This window comes from Shewanella sp. 1CM18E, assembly GCF_023161665.1.
GTDB lineage: Bacteria > Pseudomonadota > Gammaproteobacteria > Enterobacterales > Shewanellaceae > Shewanella.
Window position 1 is genome coordinate 74,016 of sequence record NZ_JALNTW010000007.1, and the last position, 18,446, is coordinate 92,461.

Sequence of the window (18,446 nt, forward strand, 5' to 3'; positions counted from 1 at the left end):
GTTGCGGGAGCTGGATTTGAACCAACGACCTTCGGGTTATGAGCCCGACGAGCTACCAAACTGCTCCATCCCGCGACAGGATAATAGATTTTTAGATTCTTCTATAAAAGAATTGGTACAACCGAGTGGATTCGAACCACCGACCCCTACCATGTCAAGGTAGTGCTCTAACCAACTGAGCTACGGTTGTATCGTACATGAACTGGTTGCGGGAGCTGGATTTGAACCAACGACCTTCGGGTTATGAGCCCGACGAGCTACCAAACTGCTCCATCCCGCGACTGTGTTCTTGCTGTTCGTTTGGCTGTTGCCTTGGAACGAGCGCTATAGTATGGCGATAGCGTCTATGTTGCAAGTAAAAAAACACAAATAGCTGCCAAGCGGTGATTTGATGGCCAACTTGCGTGGTGTTTAGGCATTTTATCGCATTTTTTAAGTAAAACAATTACAAACAAGAATGTTTTAAGGCAAATTTTAACCAAGAATCTAGGCGGTCAAAGTTAGACGAGCCTATTTTTACTCGTCATAACAGTGTAATTTCGTTATCCCGTTTGATTTATATTACATACCTGCTTACGAAAACACCGTTTATATACACTTAAACACCGATGGATCCCTTTTAAATTATTCGTGATGCTTTTGGAGTACTGTCAAAATCCATCAAACTGCGCTTTATTGGCTATTGATAGGAGCCTTATTTAATAGCTATTGTGATCGCCAGGTAAATACGTAACTAAACTCTATTACGCCCTGCAACTAAAAAGCCACCCTAAGGTGGCTCAAATATTCTAATAAAGCATTTAAAGACTAAATCGATGTAATAGGTTTATCAACTAACGGTAACTCACTATTCTTATTCGCTTCACTATTATCTTTAGAAAGCTTAACTTCCGAGACCGGCCTATCATCAATCGGTAAATGTAGTAACGCTGCGATAAAGGCTAGTACTACGGTTGACCACCAAATTGGCTCGTAACTACCGTAATGGTCATAAATTCGTCCACCAACCCAAGCGCCAAGGAAGCTACCCACTTGATGGGTAAAGAACACTAAGCCATAAAGTGTAGATAGATAGCGGGCGCCAAAAATCTGCCTCACTAAACCAGAAGTCAAAGGCACTGTACCTAGCCAACAAAAACCAATCGCAGCGCCAAATATAGCAGCGGTATTGTCAGTCACAGGCAATGTAACAAAGGCTGCAATAACTGCGGTCCTCACCAAATAAAGCGCGCTCATTACATAACGCTTGCTAAACCTGTCGCCCATCACGCCCCAAAAGTATGAGCCAAAGATATTAAATATACCGACATAGGCTAGAGCTAATGCTGCGGTCGAAGCATCTAAATGTTTATCAGCAAGATAACTCGGTAAGTGAGTTGCAATAAACATCACATGAAAGCCACACACAAAGAACCCCATATGAATTAACCAATAATTACGATTAGTACACGCCTCTGTCAGTGCCTGCTTTAATGTTTGATCGTCTAATTGCTCTTTATTGTCCTCATTACTTTTAGCTGTTTTCATAAACGAAGCAAAAGCGAACATAAAGCAACACAGTAGTGCAAATACCTGCAACGCCGTTTGCCAATCAAAGTGGCTTAATAAGCTTTGTGCGCCAGGGATCACTGCGAACATACCGAACGAACCTGCAGCTGTAGTTAAACCAAATGCTTTAGCCGTGTGCTCAACCGGAACCACTTTGGCCACGGCCCCTAACACAACAACATAACTTGTCGCACTTAAGCCCAAACCAATTAGCATACTAATAGAAATATAAAACATCTCTGAACTGGTCGAGATTGAAGTTAATAACAACCCCAGTCCGTAAGCCAAAGCACCAAACATAATGACTTTTTTCGAGCCAAACCTATCGGCAGCCATGCCGGTAAAAGGCTGGAAAACACCAAACAGTAAATTTTGCAGCGCGATAGCAAGGCTGAAAAACTCACGGCCAGCATCGAAGCTCATTGAAATCGGCATCATAAAGATCCCAAAAGATTGGCGGATCCCAAGGCTAATAATTAAAATCCCAATACCTAGCCAAACCAAAATAGGAAAACGAAAGATACTCATAGTTGCACTCCTCTATGTAGCGCTTCGGTGCTAGATTGATGCTCGTCGCTGTGTTGGTTTGCTAAATCGTTTTTGGGTATTTGGTGACAGCCAACTTCCGCGCCATTATCGCTGAATGCATTGAGCAAAGGTGGATAGTTATTTACTAACAACAAAGTCAACATTAACGCAGTGGTCATGCGGAGTAGCTGTGCAGATATGGATTGAGAGCGCATCGTTTTACAAGGTTACTTAAAAAGGAAGCGCATGCTACTGATTAGTCGACCATGAAACAAATGAATAAATAGAATCAATACTATGCACTAGATGCATATATTAACTTACAAGAAAGCAGGCAATAAAAAAGGACCTATTAGGTCCTTCAATCAAGCAATTACAACGTTTGCATTAAATAAAGATTACTTACCCCAAGGGTTTGTAGGATCTTGTGACGCTGCAGGACGCTTTGGTCCATTACGACGGTTTTGAGCATAACCATCTTGTGCTCTTGGCTTATCGTTACCAAAACGTGGACGTGCACCGCTCTTTTTCATCGCTTTGTAATTAGCTTCAGCTTTAGCTCGCATCTCTTCTACAAGCTCAACCGTTAGTTTCTCAGGCTTACGTGGCACAATACCATCGGCGTAACCGCGCTCACGCGGCTTAAGTTCCATTTGCGCAGCCGTGCCCTTTGGCATGCGCTTAAAGCGATAAAGATAAAATGCTTCAACACGTTCTCTAGCCCACTCGGTTTTCTTTAAAAACTTAATGCAACCAGCCATATTGGGATTAAGGTTAAAACATTCCAATTTTAGCGCAGCGTAAAGCACTTTATAGTCATAAAACTTCACCAGTTCTGTTAGCAAAGTTTCTAAGTTTAAGCCGTGGAGTGGATTATTCTGTTGGTGTTCAATCATGGGGAGTCCAAATATCGCAGAACATGTGCAAACACATGCATCTATAAAAAATATTCAATCAATGAATACTTAGACTGCTCAGCGAGCAGCGCAAAACAATGGGCTAATAATAACAAGAAATTGCACATATCACCCATAAAATCGTCTGGCTTGTTTGAATTTTTACAAAATGCGTTTGTTTGCATTGTAAATGCACAACATAATTTGCCTATCAAGCGACGAAAGCAGTAAGTGATTTCAGCTGAATATCTAGGCTAAATGGTAGTGATTCAACACCATAATCAGTCAAGCTAGCGCATCCTTGTGACCGACTCTTCATTGTTATTAAGCATATATTTAAATTTCTTATACGCCATATTATCTTATGCGCGTACAAGCTATTGCATATAAAGAGAATCAAGTATGGTAAAGGTCAACGACCAAGTATTGGAATTGTTAGGGCTATCAGGGATTTTTCTCACAAAAGTGGAGACAGAAAACCTTGAAGTTACTGATTTTGGTTTAAATGACTTTCATCATACCGGGTTGATTATACATACCTATATCAATACAGAACGTTGCTGCGCAAAAGAACTCATTATGCTGCCAGATCAGATCTGTCCAGAGCATACTCATCCAACAGTTGGTCAAAGGCTAGGTAAAGAAGAAACTTTCCGCTGTCGTTACGGTAAAGTGAGTATTTTCATTGAAGGTAGCATCACTGCAAACCCGAGCGTTACCCTGCCTAAAGACATCGAGCATTACACCGTTTTTCACGAAGTCATTTTAGAAAAAGGTCAACAATTAACGTTAACACCTAACTCTAAGCATTGGTTTAAAGCACATAGTGACGGGGCTGTAGTGTCTGAGTTTTCTACCAATTCAAATGATGCAGCCGACCTATTTACTAACAAAGCCATTAATCGCGCTAGTCGAGTACAATTATAAATCACGTACAATTGTAAATACGCGTCGTCTACACTGGTAATATAAGATAAAAAAACGGGCGTAACTCACTACGCCCGTTTGCCATTTTATGACTCGCGCTAACAATACTGCTAGCTAAGCCTATACAACTATCAAAGGCTATTTACGCATTTCAAGTAACTGGTCAACATTCTGCTTGTTAACAACAGTCCATGGAATGTCGTAACGCTTAGACAAGCCATTATTCCAATTTAACTTATCAGCATATTGCTGCCATACACCTGATGCAGGCTTGTATTGCTCCCCAATCACATGACGCAATGCCACATCGATAGAGCCCTGCATTTGACCATTCGCATCTTGTAAAATTGAGGTCATTTTATCGCTTTTAACAGCGTGAAGTGCATCGGTTACGCCGTCAATACCGGCAATAACGTAGTTATCAACTGTGTCACCAGAGCCTTCAATCGCTTCAATCGCTCCTAATGCCATTTCATCGTTTTGACCAATAACACCACTAATACGGCCTTGATGCTTCATCAACCAGTTTTCCATCAAAGTCATGCCTTCAGCACGTGACCAGTTAGCGGTTTTACGCTCAAGTACTTTAACTGCGCCTTCAGGACATTCTGCAATGGCTTTTTCATTGCCTTGACCACGTTGGATCTCCCCAGAACCACCTTTTGGTCCTTCAAGAATAACCACACTGCCCTTACAACCAATTTGCTCCATTACATACTTGGCTTCTAAGTAACCGCCTTCAACGTCATCTGAAACCACTTCAGCAGTCATTTGATCGGTATTTAAACGTGCATTGGTTACGATAACAGGGATGCCAGCTTCATTTGCCATATCCACTACATCGATATTGGCGTCAAAATCCATCGGGTTAATAATAATCGCATCATGATTGGTACGAATCGCAGTTTCTGCCTGGTTGTTCTGTACTAACGCATCATAGCGGCCGTCATACATAGTGATTTTCACTTCACCAGACTTCACTAACGGATGGTTATAAGCAGCTTGCTCCATTAGCTGTACAAACTCAGCCTTCATGCCATACATTAACACCGCAATTTTAATATCATCTTTAGCAAAAACCGAGCCAGACGACAGAGCTAACGTAGCGCCGAGTAATGTAGAGATCATGGTTTTTTTCATTTCAATCATACCTTTTGTTTTTAATGCGTTACCTTGGTAACGCGATTAGTGTTAAGCACCGATGTTAGTAATCGTTTTAAGTGGTGCTTAAACCGGTTTAAATTAACGAGATTGCTTTCTAGATGGGTCAAGCATTACCGCCGCCACAATCAGTAAGCCTTTAATAATTTGTTGGTAGTAAGACTGCACGCCTAATAAATCCAGACCATTATTCATCACCCCAATGATCAACACGCCAAATAAGGTACCTGTAAGAGTGCCAAGTCCACCAGCCATAGAAGTACCACCAATGACTACTGCAGCAATGGCGTCAAGCTCATAACCAAAACCAGCACTGGTTTGAGCAGAGCCTGTACGAGCAGTTAGGATCAAACCAGCAATAGCCGCCATCACGCCACATAAGGTGTAAACGGCAACTTTCACTTTATGCACGTCAATGCCTGATGTCTGCGCCGACTTTTCATTACCACCAACCGCAAATACATAACGACCAAACACAGTTTTATTAAGCAGGAACCAAGCAGCAATAAAGATCACCGCAAAAATCACCACAGGAGTAGGAATACCAAAGGTGTAGCTATTGCCTAAGGCTCTAAAGCCTCTATCAAGGGAGGAAACAGGGTTGCCATCAGTAGTTAGCATTGTCATACCGCGGGCAACAGACAACATACCCATGGTGACGATAAACGCCTGTAGACGGAATTTAGAAATGATATAACCGTTTAAGAAACCGCATATTGCACCAATACAGATAGCAACCATAAGTGGTAATAGAATTGGAGAGTCAAAACTACCAATAAGCATGGCTTCAGAGTTGGTAACAAATCGCGCGGCAACAATACCTGCAAGAGCGAGTACCGAACCGACAGACAAATCGACACCAGCTACAATAATCACAAACGTCATACCCACGGCTAAAATGCCGTTAATCGAGACCTGACGTAAAACTGACAACAAATTGCCTTGAGTTAAAAAGTAATTACTGTCCCACATACCATTGTGGATACAGATCTCACCTAATACGGCAATGGTCGCGCAAATAAACAAAAACGCAAACACGATGCCGTACTTATGTAAAAGCGGTTTTAAACGGTTAACAGGTAATCTCAAACTTTTATCTGTTGCTACAGATGTATTCATTTTTCTATCCTAAGAAGCAAGACTTAATAACAGTTGTTGGGTAGCGTCAGCCTGTGATAACTCACTGACAATTTGCCCATTTTTAAACACAATAATGCGGTCACTCATGCCGATAATTTCAGGCAATTCAGAAGACACCATAATGATCCCCTTTCCTTGCAACGCCTGCTCAGACATGTACTTATAGATCTCTTTTTTGGCACCCACGTCGATACCACGAGTCGGCTCATCAAGCATAAGCAGTTGAGGGTTAGTCAATGACCAGCGTCCAAGCACCACCTTTTGTTGGTTACCGCCAGAAAGGTTGCCAACGATTTGCTCTTTATTGGGTGTTTTAATCTTAAATAGGTCAATCATTGCATCAATTCTCTGTTTCTCTTGTTTTTCATTCACAACAAAAGAAGCCGAGCATTGTTCAAGTGAAGAGATTGAAATGTTGTCGCCAACAGAACTGCTCAATACTAAACCTGATGATTTTCTATCTTCGGTAACATAAGCCATACCGGACTTAATCGCCTGACGGGTCTTAATCTGGCTAAACTCTTTATCATCAAAATAGATGGTGCCATGGCTAAATTCATCAACACCAAAAATCGCATTAAGCACTTCAGAACGACCGGAACCGACTAGACCGTAAATCCCGAGGATCTCGCCTTTGTTGACTGAAAATGAAATATCATTGAATTTTTTTGATGTGAGATTTTTAATTTCTAAAAGAGTTTGTTCACTAGGCTGATTAAACTTTGAAAACTCTTCGTTTATCTGGCCACCAATGATCTGCTCAATCAACTCATCACGCGTAATATCTGTGATCAAACCTTCGCTGATATAAGTGCCGTCTCTAAATACGGTGTAATTACTGCAGTTTTCAAAGATTTCAGATAAACGATGTGACACATATACAATCCCCTTACCTTTGGCAGCTAAGGATTTAATCGCCTTAAATAGCTTCTTTGAGTCCTCTTCACCAATCGCTGATGTCGGCTCATCGAGAAATACGATATCGGCATTGGAGTGCGACAGTGCTTTTGCAATCTCTACCAATTGTTGATGGGCAACACTTAACGTGTGCAGCATGGCATTAACCGGAATATCAAACTCCAGCTCATCCATTAGTGCCTGCGCTCGTTGGTTCAAGGTTTTAAAGTCCACGATACCAAAACGATTACGCGGCTCTTGGCCAAGATAAATGTTTTCCGCAACAGTAAGGTTTGGAATCATGCTCAGCTCTTGCTGAACAATAGTGATCCCGGCATCTAGCGCCTCTTTTGCATTGGCGAACACTTTAGGTTCGCCATTGACCATAATGCTGCCTTCATCTGGCTGTAAAAAGCCCATTACGATACTTAAAAAGGTACTTTTTCCCGCGCCATTACCACCACATAATGCGTGGATCTCACCAGCATTAAGAGTAAAGTTAATATGCTTAAGTGCTTTAACTTCACCAAAAGATTTCTTTACCGATTTGACCGACAATAAAGCTGGAGAGCTCATTAACACTCCCCCTGTAATTGCGGATATTGACTGTTTAGCGTTGACACATATCTTTGATACGCTAATTGGTACGCTGTAACGTTATTCGCTATGGGTAGAGTGCGGCTAGTTTCATCCAGCACAACGAGATCATCAATGGCATCAAAGCTAATTGCGCCGTTTAGCGCCCAGCTAGCTTGAATAGCTGCGCCCAGAGCTGCTGCTTCTTCGACCTCTGGGCAAATCACTTCACAGTTCATCGCATCGGCAACCATTTGTCGCCAATTAGCGGATTTTGCACCGCCGCCAATCAGTCTGATCTGCTCAATACTGATCCCAGCATCACGCAGTAACTCTAAACCGTATTTCAGGCCGAAAGTCGCACCTTCAACCACAGAGCGTACAAGATTGTCACGAGTAAAGTTGGCGGCATCTAAACCATGGATTGACGCTTTGCCATCAGGTAATGCTGGTACGCGTTCACCGTTAAAGAACTGCAAGAAGCTGATATTACCCGCGCCAATTTCAGAAGCGTCAAGAGACTGATTAAACTCAGTCAAATCCATATTGAGTAGGTCTTGCACTAAGCTAGTGGCAGAGGTCACATTCATGGTGCAAATAAGCGGCATCCAACCATTAGAGCTTGAGCAGAAGTTGGCAATACTAGGATGCTTTAACTTAACCGGTACGTCAGAAAAGGTGTAAATCGTGCCAGACGTGCCAAGTGACATGGTAATGATGCCATTTTGAACATTACCAGTGCCGATAGCGCCCATCATGTTGTCGCCACCACCACAAGACACCACAACGTTATCGCTAAGGCCTAAACGCGCCTTAGCAGCACCACTAACAAAACCAGCCGGTGTACTTGCATTGTTTAACTTTGGTAACGCCTTAAACAGCGCGCCACTTGGGTCGATAAGCTTACAAACTTCTTCATCCCAGCAACGCTTTCGCACATTGAACAAGCCCGTTCCAGAGGCATCGCCATATTCAGCGCTATACTCGCCCGTTAACCAGAAATTCAGGTAATCATGCGGTAACAAAATATGGGCGATTCGAGCAAAGTTTTCCGGCTCATTTTGCTTCATCCAAAGAATTTTAGATGCGGTATAACCGGTTTCAATTCTAAGTCCTAGCAGCTCAATACACGCCTCAGCGCCGCCTAACATCTCTAGCAATTGCGCATTTTGCGCTGCAGTTTCAGTATCGCACCAAAGCTTAGCTGGGCGGATCACTTCACCACTTGCATCTAATGCCACTAAGCCGTGTTGCTGACCTGACACCCCAATAGCAGCAATGCTTTTAGGATCGATGTTAGCCGCAGTTACAGCACTTTCAAACGCTGTCACCATGGCATCTACCCACCAAACAGGCTGCTGCTCACGGCGACCATTTGACGCCGAGATCAAATCGTGTGGCGCTGAGCATTCTGCCAATACTGTTGCGGTGCTCAAATCCAACAAAATGACTTTAGTACCTTGTGTGCCACAATCGACACCCGCGACAATACTCATCGCTTACTCCATCTCAATCATGATCTTCACATCAGAAGGGTTCGCTTCTAATGCTCGAGCATAAGCGGCGAGCGAGTCGGCAAACTTATAGGTTTTACTAATAAGCGGCTTAACGTTTAACTTGCCCGACGAAATTAAATTAATCGTTTTTGGGTACATGTTGGCGTAACGGAAAATCGTCTTAAAGGTGATCTCTTTTACCTGAGCAGCAACAATATCGAATTTCACTGGCTCTACTGGCATCCCGACTAACACGACAGTGCTATTTGGCGCTGCATGCTGACAAATTCCCGTGATTACCGCTTCAACGCCGCAACATTCAAATACTACGTTTACGCCGCGGCCACCGGTTTTAGCTGCAACGATAGCTGCAACGTCTTGTTTTAAGCTGTTTACAACAGTGATCCCTTGATATTCATTAACAGTCGCCAGCTTTTCATCGACAACATCAACAACAATCACTTCAGCGCAGCCACTGGCTAATGCCGATAACGCACACATAACGCCAATCGTACCCGCGCCATAAACTAGGCCAATATCACCAGGCTTAATCTGTGCTTTTGTCGCAGCTTGCATACCAATCGCTAAAGGCTCAACCATTGCGCCCTCTGCATAACTCATATGCTCAGGAATTTTAAAAGTGAACGCTGCTGGATGAACCACATATTCAGAGCAGCAACCGTCATATGGTGGGGTAGCCCAAAACTGAACGTCTGGATCCAGGTTATAAATGCCTTCCATAGTTTCTGCAGACTGAGGCTGTGGTACACCTGGCTCCATACATACTCTGTCGCCCACATTCAGATGCTTAACATTGCTACCAACTGAAGTAACAATACCTGCGGCCTCGTGGCCTAAAATCATTGGTTTTTCTACAACAAAATGACCAATGCGACCATGGGTTAAATAATGCACATCTGAACCACAGATCCCCACAGCTTGAATTTTGATCTTAACGTCATTCGCGCCAACATGTTCTGGAGTGGCAACTTCTTTTAAAACCAGTTCATTGACCTGTTCAAGTACCAAAGCTTTCATGTAATGCTTCCCTTTTGATATTTTAATGTTATCGATGTCATTAACACTTTCCATTAAGATAATCTTTTGCGGCAATGACGACTGCGTTTAAACTCACAAAATCTGCGGGATACAGCTATAACAATGCAAATAACTGTTTTCATAATTAAAAACAATCAGGGAGTGCTAATACTTAAAAGTGTAACTTTATGACATCGATAACATTTTATTACTGTTATAATGACAAAAACTCAAATATGATTGTTAACAGATCATTAGATAACCAACTAAGGCGTTTGCTCGTTTCACCGCTCAGTTATTCAATCAAGCGGTAACCACAGCCCAGAGAATAAGATGAAAAAAATTAAGCTAGCAGACATAGCTAAAGTTGCTAATGTGTCATCAATTACCGTGAGTAGAGCCCTATCAACACCTGAGAAAGTCAAACCTGAAACTTGTGAGAAGATCCAAAAGATAGCTAAGGAGATGGGTTATATCCCCAACTTTATGGCTAAAGGATTAAAGTCACGCTCGCAAACGATTGGTGTGATCGTGCCAACTATTATCAACCCGTTTTTTGCCAGCGCAGTAAAGTCCATCATCCGCAGCGCCAATAAAACCGGTTATAACTGCTTATTCTTCAGCTCCGACGAATCGCAAGAAATGGAGCAAAATGCAGTTAATACCCTAATGAGCTATAACATTGACGGTATTATCATTGCGGTGATCTCAGAAGATGAGCATTACACTCCTGATTACTTTGCCACTTTAAAGAAGTTATCTATTCCTGTGGTGTTATTAGACAGACACATAGAAGCACCACATGTCTGCGGCGTGTATTTAGATAACGTTGACTCAGGTTACAAGTTAGGTAAAGAAGTCATATCAAAACAATATCAACGTGTATTGATAGCATCAGGCTCAGCAAACTCAAAAGTTGCCAACTCAAGGCTTGCAGGGCTTAAGATGGCTGCAGAAGAAGCCAATTCAAACGTTCAAATCGATGTGATAAAAGCTGACTTTAATACCGAACTCGCTAAAGAGTTAGTAGAGCAATATCTTGCCGAACTAAAGCCCGATGCCATTATCGGCTTGAATAACCAAATCACCTTAGGCGCGCTAGAAGCCAGTGTGCAACACAACTACCGCCTAGGAACAGATATCCATTTTTATAGTATTGATGAAATCAAAACCGCAACTCACTTTGGGATTGCGATCCCTTGTATTAGGCATGATGTTGAAGAATTTGGTTACCACGCCGTAACCCAACTTATACGCGCTATTGAGACTGAAGACTGTGACAAGCTGTCTGACATCATCATTAGAGGCACTGTAATTAAATAATCGCTATTTCACATTAACGCCTGCACGGACCAATAATCATTGTTGCCCTACCCTATAAAAGCGTTGCTCGCGATGAAAACAAGGCCAATCAAATAAATAAGCCTTGATTCATCGCATGATTGCTCGACATCTAAGCACTGACCTCTGTATAATCCGCCGCTGTTTTGCCTCTCGAACAGGATTGCCTTTGGCAGTCTGTTAGCGTCTTGGCTTTCACTCTTTATTAATCACTCAGGATACTCTTTTGATCTCTACCGCAAATATCACGATGCAGTTTGGCCCAGAGCCATTATTCGAAAACATTTCCGCTAAGTTCGGTAACGGCAATCGCTACGGCTTAATCGGCGCAAATGGTTGTGGTAAATCCACCTTTATGAAGATCTTAAGTGGTGAGCTTGCCCCTACTTCAGGCAACGTTTCTATTACTCCAGGTCAAAAAGTCGGTACCTTGAGCCAGAACCAGTTCGCATTTGAAGAATTCAGCGTCATTGATGCGGTAATTCAAGGTGATGCAAGACTATGGGAAGTTAAGCAAGAGCGTGAGCGCATCTATTCACTACCAGAAATGAGTGAAGAAGACGGCATGTACGTAGGTGAGCTAGAAAGCGAGTTTGCTGAAATGGACGGCTATAGCGCTGAAAGCCGCGCCGGTGAAATCCTGCTTGAAGCGGGCATTGAAGAAGATCTGCACTTTGGTCTAATGAGCCAAGTTGCCCCAGGTAAAAAGCTGCGTGTACTTTTGGCACAAGCATTATTCTCAAACCCAGATATCTTGCTACTTGACGAACCAACCAACAACTTGGACATTCATACCATTAACTGGTTGGCTGAAGAGCTAAATAAGCGCAAGTGCACCATGATCATCATCTCGCACGACAGACACTTCTTAAACACTGTGTGTACCCACATGGCAGATATCGACTACGGTGAGCTACGTATTTACCCAGGTAACTACGAGTATTTCATGGAAGCGTCTGCACTTATTCAAGAACAGCTATTAGCCGGTAACGCTAAAAAAAGCGCAGAAATGACTGAACTACAAGACTTTGTTAACCGCTTCGGTGCTAACGCATCTAAAGCGAAACAAGCAAGTTCGCGTGCTAAGAAGCTAGAGAAAATCAGTTTAGACGAAGTAAAAGCATCAAGCCGTATGACGCCATCACTGCGTTTTGAAGACGGTAAAAAGATGCACCGCCAAGCACTAGTAATGGAAAACGTTGGTCATGGTTTTGACGGTAACCAGCTATTTGATGGTGGTGATTTAATCCTTGAAGCCGGCGCTAAGCTTGCTGTTATCGGTGAAAACGGTGTTGGTAAATCAACCTTCCTACGCTGTTTAGTCGGTGAATTATCAAATAATGTTGGTGAAATTAAGTGGTCTGAAAATGCATCTATCGGTTACTGTCCTCAAGATAGCAGCAAAGACTTTGATAACGACCTTAACCTATTTGACTGGATGTCACAGTGGCGCCTACCAAAGCACAATGACTTAATGGTTCGTGGCATGTTAGGCCGCTTATTATTTACTGAAGACGATATCAACAAAAAAGCACATAACTGCTCTGGTGGTGAGAAAAACCGTCTATTATTCGGTAAGTTAATGATGATGGATATCAACGTACTGGTTATGGATGAGCCAACTAACCACATGGACATGGAAGCGATTGAAGCACTAAACAATGCGCTTAAAGTGTACCAAGGTACGTTGGTTTTCGTGAGCCATGACCGCGAGTTTGTATCATCATTGGCAACACGCATTATCGACGTAAAAGATAAGAAGCTAGTTAACTTCCAAGGTACTTTCAACGAGTACATGGCAAGCCAAGCTGAGAACGAAACGAAGAAGTAACTTAACCGCTTACGCTTAATCAAAAAATGGCGCTAATCTTTGAGATTAGCGCCATTTTTGTATAGCTTGGTTAAAGCAAACAATTATCACTGATTATCTAGGTGGTACTGATATAAACCTGCAATATCAGCGCTGCACATTAATGCCATCGCACCTTGTAACTTCTCAAGCGGCCAATCCCACCACTGAATCTGCAAGAGCCTTGCAATGGAGTCATTGTCAAAACGTAGTTTCACCAACTTGTTACTACCAACCACCACGCTATAAGGCGCGACATCTTTAGTGATCACAGCTCTTGCTCCGATTACTGCACCATCACCTATGGTCACGCCCGGCATGATCATCGCTTCACTGCCAATCCACACGTCATTGCCAATCACGGTATTGCCCGCACGCTCAAAACCGCTTTTTGCACCGTCGCCAAACTCATCGGGTGCAAATGGATAAGTAGAGATCCAGTCCATGCGGTGGCCTTGATTACCTGCCAGCATAAAACAAGCACCCGAGGCGATTGAGCAGAATTTACCGATTATCAGCTTGTCGACTTCACCAAAAACACCCGCTTCCCACACATCAATCGTTGAACCGTCACCTAAAAGGTAACGCACCGCTTGATCTTCAAAAGATTTACCATGGTAAAAACCCGAGTAATAAGAATATTCACCCACTTCAATATTCGGGTTAGTAATTTGCTGCTTGAGCTTTTTAGACTCAAGCCAACTTGTAAACGTATTCATAAATCACACCTAAAAATTCCACTTTCACGAGCAACTTATCTACTAGCCAACAGTTAAAATATCCTGTTTAAACAAACTAGAAAAAGCCCAATAAAACTTACTACCATCAAAATAAATCACATAAAACAACCACAATTACCAAAGTGTTCAAATCGCCATAAAACCGCGATAGAACACTGATATAACCGTCTTTAATAATCGAAAAAACGCTCTATCAACAAAAATACAAGATACAATCCGTATAGCAAACTAGTAAAAGTGGGCTCAACTAACAATTACCAATCAAAAAAATTGAACAGCAAACCTATACGGCAAAAGCCATCAGAAGGTTTACATTTGACTAACCCACTAATTAATCAACTATTAAACCAACTTACTAACACCAAACATCAAACATCAAACATCAAACATCAAACATCAAACATCAAAGCTAACCATCTAATATAGTTGACTATTACGCCACTCTTTTCCTAGCGCCACCTTGAGGAGTTTTAACGCTATCAGCTAGCTTGCAAGTATATTGGCAGCTTTTAGGGTCAGCTTTTTTATAGGCACTACATGCCAAAAATTGTTCACCAGTTTTACTGTTGGTACGAGTTTTTAACTTACCGGAATTGCACTGCGGACAAATACCGATTTGATGATTGCATGCCTCAGAGCTACAAATAAAGTGGTGTTGATTACGCACCAGAGGCGCAGTTTTACACTCAGGGCAAACCTCTACCTTAGTGTCACAATAGTCTTTACCGAGTGAGCAAGTGTAAAACAGCCCAAAACGCCCTTGTCGTGGAATAAGCTTACCCTCTTGGCAGCTTGGGCAACTCGCTTGATACTGATATAAGGCTGCTAGTTCACTGCTGATAATGTTTACATCACCAGTATAAGCTTGCAGCTCTTTAATAAAACTCGACTCTTTACCAAGTTCAGCTTGCACAAATACTCGTTGTTTAGCGCGAGACAAGGCAACATAAAACAGGCGGCGCTCTTCGCTATCTTTAAAGCTATCAAGGGCCGGCAACATCACATCTAAAATCGGATCGTTATCGATTTTGCTAGGGAAACCATATTTGTCGTCATTCACATCAAGCACAATCACAAAATCAGCTTGTTTGCCTTTAGAGGCATGAGCTGTCATTGCAGAAATGCTCAATTGTGAAAAACGCTGCTGCCAAATATTTAATTCCTTTAAACTGCTTTTAAATCGGCTTATCAACATCACCGTCGCAGGCTGATCTGCAACTTGCTCAATAATACTGGCAAACGCCTGCTGCAGCGCCGCCTCTTTAGTATTGATGAGCAAACACACCTCTGGATTATCACTCTTACTATGGGTAGTTAGTTGCTTGCTTAACTGAGCTGGGTTTACTTGAATAAATCGTGACGCTACTTTTTCAATTTGGTTATTAAACCTAAAGGTTTTGTCTAACGTTACCGTTTGCGCAGCACCAAAAATTGCTTCAAATGCTGTTGTTAAGCTTAAGTCACTACCCGCGAAGCGGTAAATTGCTTGCCAGTCATCACCCACACAAAAAAGAGCACAATTAGGACTAGCATCTCTTAAGGCTTTAACTAACTCAGCGCGCTCAGCGGATATGTCCTGAAACTCATCGACCATGATGTATTTAAAACGAAAACCATCAGCAGTTTGTTGATGAAAATCTTTGTTAGCCACTAACTGATTTGCCTTAGCAATCATATCTGAAAAGTCGAGACTGTTATGCTCATTAAGATACGCTTGATATTGCTTAATCACCCAACTGAATAAGTGTAAAAACGCGCTCCAGCGTTGCTGGTTATAGTTGGCTAGTTGTTTGTTTTTGCGTTTAGCTGTAGCGGTTAGCTTGGCGTGCAAACGAGTATTTAAATCGCCTTTATGACTCGTTTCAGTAGATTGCTGTGCTTGAATTGTATTATCAACAACAGGTTTGAAAGAGGACTCAGCTAACTTCGCCAACTTTACTTTTTTTAGCTGGGCTAAGCTCATCCCAGATGCTTTAAACAAACTTACAAAGCTTGCCATCAAGCGGCTTACGTTGCGGTAAACGCCTAAAGCTTTAACCTGGCTAAACACTTCCTTGGGTGAAATAGGTTTAAATACCTGACTTTGCTCAAGGCCTAATTCATCAGCTCGCGCGCATAGCAGCTCCTCTAAACTACTTTCAAGTTTGCCTGCATCAGCTTGCCAACTGAATGTTTGCATCAAATAGCTACCATGCTGTTGATGTAAGGCTATTTTCCACTCACGGCTTTGATTATATGCGTCCTTATCAATATCGGCTCGAGTATTACCCTGCTTATCAATACCAAAATGCTCAAGATAGGCGTCTAGAACCGGAATATAGAAGTCCGGTTGATACACACTTTTACCCGGCTCGCTAACATCACCCGGATATTTAGGTTCGTAATCAAACTGAATTCCGTGAGTATAAAGGTAATTACAAATTACCAGCTCCTGAAAGCTTTTCACTAAATCGCCAGATAGTGCTCTTATTTCGTTGTTTTTCAGGTAGCTGCGATATTGGCCTTCTGAGCGAAAATCGAGTTCATTTCGTTGCGGGTACAAATAGCGGCCAAAATACTCAGCAACCGGATCGGCCATATCAGGATCAGCAACAATGCAATCAATTTGGCTATCAATAAATTGGGTAAATTGCTTTTCATCGCTGGCCAATACCGACACCTGAGTCGAGCTTTTTAAATAGCTTTGAATGATCTCTTTACCAAGCGCATGAAAGGTACTGACCTTTACCGCTGTTAACTCAGGGCTAGATAACACACGTTGACTTAACTCCTGGCGTGCATCCTTACCATAAGCCAGCATTAAAATGTCATCAGGCTTAGCCAAGCCTTGATTAACTAGATAAGCGGCTTTGGCCGCCATGGTACTAGTTTTACCCGTCCCCGCCCCGGCGATAACAAGCGTATTGTTTTCATCAATGACACAAGCTTGCCGTTGTAACTCGGTTAGCGGATGCGCTTCAATCGAATCAAATAAGCCTTTATGCACTTTTAACTGCTGATTTTGCCACCACTGATTGTATTTAGTGGTAAACATATCAGGCTGCTTAATAAACTTTACTAAACGGCAATTAAGCAAATTGATATCAAAGCCTAGTGTCTGAAAATGCTCTGTTAACGCAAGTTTATCTACAGCACCTTTGTATTTCTGCTGTAAACGACGTTTATCTGAATCACGTAAATAACGCTGGTGGGCACTAAACTCTTTGTCAAAATCTGCTGCGTCTAGTAGCAACAAATCAAAAGCTTGCTGAAGTTCGGCTCGATGAAATGCCAAACGATTATCAAGTGCCAAACGCAGTAAAGGTTTACAGTGAGTAAAATGAAAAAAGCGAAAACGCTGCTTGCCCCACACCAATGATAAAGTGAACCAACCGCGTCTAACCTCAACGGTTTGTGACAAGTCTGGATAGGTATAAAGCTTACCGTTTATCGATAAGCCTTGATCGCACAAATGGGCGCTATTACAAAAGAGCACGCCCTGTAAAAAACCAAACTGTACAGAATGTCGCCTAAGCTCCATCAACTACCTCAACACAACAAAATACCGCGTCATATTAACAACTAAAGCCGGACTCAAGTAGCGCTAATTTGCTTTTCGATTATAAAATAACACCTTGTAAAACCGAGATAAAATGGCCATTAAATCAGCAAAAGGCGCAAATATCGCCTTTTTAGCTTTTTTTACATATAAAATCGGCTTTTCAAGCGTGATAAACCACACAAAATCAACCGCAACGCCTTTAATCAAGCGCAGCATCACATACCTAATAATATGTAAATGCTAGCCTAATCCCACAAAGTATGGCGGCAGATAAATAATAGAAATGCCATGCAAGATCATTTAGAACACTGACCAAAGATGGATGAGAAAAGGGTTTACCATATTATGAAAAAACTACTAATTGCGGGTCTTTTAAGTTGTGCAGTAGCAGGTCAAGCAAGCGCTGAAAACCTAGATCAAGAAACAGCACTTGGCATGGCAAGTCTTATGATTTGTACCACATTCTATGCTGAACACGACATGCAAATTGAAGGCGTGATTGTTGGTCAATCTATGATGTCTCATAAAAATGCTGGTATCGAAGAGATGATCATGTCTAAAGAAACTAGCCAAGCACTAGACCAATACATGAAGAACTTCCAAGCCGCTAACAAAGAGCAGCAAATCAAGATCTGTGACGGCGCAATTAAATTTGCTCGTGAAAGCACATTTGTAAAAGTGCCTGAGTAATTAGCTCACTTGCGAGTTATTTAACTTAGTCAGCTAATCGCAGACCATTTCCCCAGACATCGCCTTAATAAGAATCAA

At 42.2% G+C, this 18,446-nt stretch carries 13 protein-coding genes and 3 tRNA genes; 4 read left to right on the plus strand and 12 right to left on the minus strand.

What is annotated here, in order from left to right; all coding sequences use genetic code 11:
• Position 1 precedes the first annotated feature (1 nt).
• The 5 genes from MSG37_RS11215 to MSG37_RS11235 all read right to left on the minus strand — a co-directional run bounded on the left by MSG37_RS11215 (position 2) and on the right by MSG37_RS11235 (position 2,972).
• Positions 2–75 (minus strand) — tRNA-Met (locus MSG37_RS11215).
• Positions 76–113: 38 nt separating this feature from the next.
• Positions 114–190, minus strand: a tRNA-Val gene (locus tag MSG37_RS11220).
• Positions 191–203: 13 nt separating this feature from the next.
• A tRNA-Met gene (locus tag MSG37_RS11225) sits at positions 204–280 on the minus strand.
• 527 nt (positions 281–807) lie between these two features.
• The gene (locus tag MSG37_RS11230) at positions 808–2,076 is read right to left on the minus strand and encodes an MFS transporter (RefSeq protein WP_248470755.1); all 1,269 of its coding nucleotides are present in this window, start codon (positions 2,074–2,076) and stop codon (positions 808–810) included.
• Between the two features lie 398 nt (positions 2,077–2,474).
• Positions 2,475–2,972, minus strand: a complete 498-nt coding sequence (locus MSG37_RS11235; RefSeq protein ID WP_248470756.1) for a VF530 family DNA-binding protein — start codon at positions 2,970–2,972, stop codon at positions 2,475–2,477.
• Between the two features lie 402 nt (positions 2,973–3,374).
• Between MSG37_RS11235 and MSG37_RS11240 the strand changes: the two genes are divergently transcribed.
• Complete coding sequence (locus tag MSG37_RS11240; RefSeq protein WP_248470757.1) at positions 3,375–3,899, plus strand: D-lyxose/D-mannose family sugar isomerase; 525 nt, start codon at positions 3,375–3,377, stop codon at positions 3,897–3,899.
• Positions 3,900–4,037: 138 nt separating this feature from the next.
• On the opposite strand, the gene MSG37_RS11245 is transcribed toward MSG37_RS11240, so the two are convergent.
• The 5 genes from MSG37_RS11245 to MSG37_RS11265 all read right to left on the minus strand — a co-directional run bounded on the left by MSG37_RS11245 (position 4,038) and on the right by MSG37_RS11265 (position 10,207).
• Positions 4,038–5,039 carry a substrate-binding domain-containing protein gene (locus tag MSG37_RS11245; RefSeq protein ID WP_248470758.1) on the minus strand — a complete coding sequence of 334 codons (1,002 nt, stop codon included), beginning with the start codon at positions 5,037–5,039 and terminating at the stop codon, positions 4,038–4,040.
• A 102-nt stretch (positions 5,040–5,141) separates the two neighbouring features.
• The gene (locus tag MSG37_RS11250) at positions 5,142–6,179 is read right to left on the minus strand and encodes an ABC transporter permease (RefSeq protein WP_248470759.1); all 1,038 of its coding nucleotides are present in this window, start codon (positions 6,177–6,179) and stop codon (positions 5,142–5,144) included.
• 9 nt (positions 6,180–6,188) lie between these two features.
• The gene (locus MSG37_RS11255; protein ID WP_248470760.1) at positions 6,189–7,673 is read right to left on the minus strand and encodes a sugar ABC transporter ATP-binding protein; all 1,485 of its coding nucleotides are present in this window, start codon (positions 7,671–7,673) and stop codon (positions 6,189–6,191) included.
• Positions 7,673–9,169 (minus strand): xylulokinase, encoded by a 1,497-nt coding sequence (gene xylB / locus MSG37_RS11260; RefSeq protein WP_248470761.1) that lies wholly within the window; start codon positions 9,167–9,169, stop codon positions 7,673–7,675. Before xylB ends, MSG37_RS11255 begins: the two co-directional genes overlap by 1 nt.
• Before the next feature lie 3 nt (positions 9,170–9,172).
• On the minus strand, positions 9,173–10,207 hold the full coding sequence (locus tag MSG37_RS11265) for an NAD(P)-dependent alcohol dehydrogenase (protein ID WP_248470762.1): 1,035 nt from the start codon (positions 10,205–10,207) through the stop codon (positions 9,173–9,175).
• A 333-nt stretch (positions 10,208–10,540) separates the two neighbouring features.
• On the opposite strand from MSG37_RS11265, the gene MSG37_RS11270 reads away from it, so the two are divergent.
• Positions 10,541–11,530, plus strand: coding sequence for a LacI family DNA-binding transcriptional regulator (locus tag MSG37_RS11270; protein WP_248470763.1), 990 nt, complete (start codon positions 10,541–10,543; stop codon positions 11,528–11,530).
• A 244-nt stretch (positions 11,531–11,774) separates the two neighbouring features.
• Positions 11,775–13,379, plus strand: coding sequence for an ABC-F family ATPase (locus tag MSG37_RS11275; RefSeq protein WP_248470764.1), 1,605 nt, complete (start codon positions 11,775–11,777; stop codon positions 13,377–13,379).
• A gap of 86 nt (positions 13,380–13,465) precedes the next feature.
• Here the strand turns inward: MSG37_RS11275 and MSG37_RS11280 are convergent, their stop codons facing one another.
• Both MSG37_RS11280 and MSG37_RS11285 read right to left on the minus strand, forming a co-directional pair.
• On the minus strand, positions 13,466–14,116 hold the full coding sequence (locus MSG37_RS11280; RefSeq protein WP_248470765.1) for a CatB-related O-acetyltransferase: 651 nt from the start codon (positions 14,114–14,116) through the stop codon (positions 13,466–13,468).
• Between the two features lie 454 nt (positions 14,117–14,570).
• Positions 14,571–17,657 carry a UvrD-helicase domain-containing protein gene (locus tag MSG37_RS11285; RefSeq protein ID WP_248470766.1) on the minus strand — a complete coding sequence of 1,029 codons (3,087 nt, stop codon included), beginning with the start codon at positions 17,655–17,657 and terminating at the stop codon, positions 14,571–14,573.
• Between the two features lie 366 nt (positions 17,658–18,023).
• On the opposite strand from MSG37_RS11285, the gene MSG37_RS11290 reads away from it, so the two are divergent.
• Positions 18,024–18,368 carry a hypothetical protein gene (locus MSG37_RS11290; protein ID WP_248470767.1) on the plus strand — a complete coding sequence of 115 codons (345 nt, stop codon included), beginning with the start codon at positions 18,024–18,026 and terminating at the stop codon, positions 18,366–18,368.
• Positions 18,369–18,446 lie beyond the last annotated feature (78 nt).